The organism is Neptunitalea chrysea (genome assembly GCF_027924145.1).
Lineage (GTDB): Bacteria > Bacteroidota > Bacteroidia > Flavobacteriales > Flavobacteriaceae > Neptunitalea > Neptunitalea chrysea.
In genome coordinates, this window is the sequence record NZ_BRVP01000047.1 from 1 (window position 1) to 3,271 (window position 3,271).

Sequence of the window (3,271 nt, forward strand, 5' to 3'; positions counted from 1 at the left end):
AGGCTATATATTAAAGCAACTGAAATATCAGTTGCTTTTTTTGTTTTATCCCCATCTATAATTGTAATTTTGCCACATGCAATACGAAAGAACTACTGAAAAAGACTCTAAGTACAATAACCTAGAAAAAATGAGCGTATCTGAGTTATTAACGAATATTAATAATGAAGACAAAACTGTTCCGTTAGCTGTAGAAAGAGCACTACCGCAAATAGAGATTCTTACCCAACAAATAATTACCAAGTTATCTACTGGTGGAAGATTATTCTATATGGGGGCAGGAACTAGTGGTAGGTTAGGAGTTGTAGATGCCTCTGAATGCCCTCCTACATTTGGAGTTTCTTATGATAAAGTAATCGGTTTAATCGCAGGTGGAGACACGGCTATAAGAAAAGCCGTAGAATTTTCAGAAGACAGTACCACCCAAGGTTGGGAAGATTTAAAAGCCAATAATATCTCAAATAAAGATGCGGTAGTAGGTATTGCAGCTTCAGGAACTACACCTTATGTAATAGCAGCACTTGAAAAATGTAATGAAAACAATATTATAACAGGTTGTATTACCTGTAATGCAGGGAGTCCTTTAGCCACCACTGCACAATTTCCTGTAGAAGTTATCGTGGGATCAGAATTTGTTACAGGAAGCTCTCGTATGAAAGCAGGAACTGCACAAAAATTAGTCCTTAATATGTTATCTACTGCTACCATGATTCAATTAGGACATGTAAAAGGTAACAAGATGGTAGATATGCAATTAAGCAATGATAAATTAGTAGACAGAGGTATCCGTATGATTATGGATGCACTTCCTATTTCTAAGGACGAAGCCTCTGCCCTTTTAAAAGAACATAAAAACGTACGTAAAGCAATAGAATCATATGGCCGCTAATCGTGAACTTATACAAAAAGGAGTGGTTCGTTTATCGCTCACAATAATTCCTATTTTTACTGGTCCTATAATTATTCACTCTAGTTTTAAAAACCAGGATAAACCCTTGTTTTACCCGGTTTTAATACTAGGTATTACAGTTTGTGTTTTAGGTGTATTTTTCGCTTTCAAAGGATTGCAATTAATTGTAAATGGCTTGTTTAATGATTCCGATAAAAAATAAACCTATCGTATAAAATCGGTAATTAAACATGATATAAAAGTTCCTACACGCTGTAATTCATATTTGTCTGAAATATCAGGTGTAGCCTCTGAAATATGTAAATACGTTGTATTAGAACTCTTGCTAAACTGAACCACAGATCGTCTAATCTCTCTTGGTGTAAAACCATTTAAGCTAGTAGCATCTGCAGGAAAGTTAGTCATTGCATCGCAATCTACCTCTACACCAAACGGAGCTGTTTTTACAAAATCATAAGCCCTGTTCAACTCAAACTCCATTCCCTTCTCTCTACGTATAAATAATTCTTCAAAAGTGGTATACTTTATATACTCTTTATTATTCTTAATGGTATTTACTACATACTTAGGGATATGATTCTCCTGCAAACCAAACATATAGTATTTCTTTAAAAAACCTTCTTTAAGCGTATATGAGAATGCATTTCCACTGTGTCTACCGTTCATTTTTAATAAATCGGAGTGCGCATCAAAGTTAATCACATTTAATGGCTTATTAAGCGCTAAAGCACATCCCTTAATAATACCATAAGCATTATTTTGTCCGCCTCCAATAATTATAGGAGTTTTACCATACCCTACTATTTTTTGAATCCAGAAGGTTACTTCCTTATCTATACCATCTACAATACCTTTTAACTCTTTAATTCCCGCATCCGTTTCTGTATCAATAGTTACCGCTTTTTTTTCTTCTTCAGAAAAATCTAAATGACCTAAAATCAACAGTTTTTTCCCTTTATTAAACTTATTATTCTGCACATTCAATAAAGCCTTTAAACTTGCTTCCCAAGTATACGAAGCATTTCGAACACCTAATCCGGCTTTAATCCCAAAGTTTTCAGGAATTCCAAGCACTACAAATTTAGCCTTTGATAATTCTAACTGACTTTCGATAGTTTCGTTATCATTTATGTAATCAACTTTTTCTCCAAGTTTTATTTCTCCTTCTCTATGTCTTATAAAAGAATCTATTTTAGGAAAATTATACGTTTTGAGTTTATTCATCAGAATATTATATTAGCTTTACAAACTTAAGAGATTTTATTTTTGCTTGGTATTACAAAATCTATTATCATTTTGTTAAAGATTCAAAATTTGTTTCTTAATTTGTGTTAATAAATTTAGTAATTTCACCCTCTTAAACTTACTTAGTAATCATTCTAAAAAATTTAACATGACTGACAACAAAACTGAAAAGAAAAATAACAATATTGCTATTGCTGCAATAATTGTATTAGCTGTTGGCTTATTGGGACTTAGCATCTACACGTACACCAATTATACTAAAAATAAAGAAAGTGAAATAGAGCTTACTTTTAAAAATGATTCATTAATTAATGAATTTACAGAACTTAGCGAGTATTACACTGAAAGATTAGAAGAGTCTGATTCTACTAGTAGAGAGTTTGAAGGGCGTTGGAGAGATGCTCAATCTGAAATTTCTTTATATATCGATTCGTTGCAATTATATAAATTAACAGCCTCTAGATATTATTCTACACGAAAAAAATTAAAACAACACGAGCAAGAGTTAGAAGAATTGCAAAAAGAATACCAAGCCTTACGAGCTAAGTATGATACACTTCAAAATGTAAACGCTAATCTGAATACCACTTTAGGCACTTTAAATAAGTTAAGCGATTCATTAAAAACTATCAACTCTGCTCAAAAAGATAGACTTGCTTTAGGATCTGCTTTAACTTTATCTGATTTAACTATTGATGCTGTTAAGGTTAGAAAGAGTGGAAAAATGATTTCTACTGATAAAGCTAGAAGAGCAGACAGAATTAAAGTTTGTTTTACTGTTTCTCCTAACAAAATTGCAGAAGAAGGAGATAAGACTTTCTTTATTAAGGTTGAAGGACCAGGAAGTACTGTTTTAGGGGATGACACCTCAGCTATGGTAGAAGGTAAAGAGATTACCTACACTAAAACTTCTGAGTTCTTTTATGAAAAAAATGCTTTAGATGTATGTGAGTACATTCAAAAATCTGGAGATGACTTTGCAAAAGGTAAATATGTTATTACCCTTTACAATGATCAATTAGATGAACTTGGAAAAAGTTCATTCTCTTTAAAATAAGAAAAGACATATTATTATAAAAAAAGAGCCGTGTTAAACACGGCTCTTTTTTTATATAA

General features: G+C 32.2%; 4 protein-coding genes. 3 read left to right on the top strand and 1 reads right to left on the bottom strand.

Annotation, left to right across the window (positions count from 1 at the left end; genetic code table 11):
• The first annotated feature begins 76 nt into the window (after nucleotides 1-76).
• Complete coding sequence (murQ, locus tag NBRC110019_RS16560; RefSeq protein WP_281756581.1) at nucleotides 77-889, top strand: N-acetylmuramic acid 6-phosphate etherase; 813 nt, start codon at nucleotides 77-79, stop codon at nucleotides 887-889.
• Nucleotides 879-1,112 (top strand): DUF6095 family protein, encoded by a 234-nt coding sequence (locus NBRC110019_RS16565; RefSeq protein ID WP_281756582.1) that lies wholly within the window; start codon nucleotides 879-881, stop codon nucleotides 1,110-1,112. The genes murQ and NBRC110019_RS16565 overlap by 11 nt, the downstream gene beginning before the upstream one ends.
• A 2-nt stretch (nucleotides 1,113-1,114) precedes the next feature.
• Here NBRC110019_RS16565 and NBRC110019_RS16570 read toward each other — a convergent pair whose 3' ends face one another.
• Nucleotides 1,115-2,134: an arginase family protein gene (locus NBRC110019_RS16570; protein WP_281756583.1), complete on the bottom strand. Its 1,020-nt coding sequence runs from the start codon at nucleotides 2,132-2,134 to the stop codon at nucleotides 1,115-1,117.
• A gap of 169 nt (nucleotides 2,135-2,303) precedes the next feature.
• Between NBRC110019_RS16570 and NBRC110019_RS16575 the strand changes: the two genes are divergently transcribed.
• Complete coding sequence (locus NBRC110019_RS16575) at nucleotides 2,304-3,212, top strand: DUF8428 domain-containing protein (protein ID WP_281756584.1); 909 nt, start codon at nucleotides 2,304-2,306, stop codon at nucleotides 3,210-3,212.
• The last annotated feature ends 59 nt before the right edge of the window (nucleotides 3,213-3,271 follow it).

Excerpts from the sequence above, each read along its gene's own strand:
- murQ (WP_281756581.1), top strand. The coding sequence starts at position 77 with ATGCAATACGAAAGAACTACTGAAAAAGACTCTAAGTACAATAACCTA.
- NBRC110019_RS16565 (WP_281756582.1), top strand. The coding sequence starts at position 879 with ATGGCCGCTAATCGTGAACTTATACAAAAAGGAGTGGTTCGTTTATCG.
- NBRC110019_RS16570 (WP_281756583.1), bottom strand. The coding sequence starts at position 2,134 with ATGAATAAACTCAAAACGTATAATTTTCCTAAAATAGATTCTTTTATA.
- NBRC110019_RS16575 (WP_281756584.1), top strand. The coding sequence starts at position 2,304 with ATGACTGACAACAAAACTGAAAAGAAAAATAACAATATTGCTATTGCT.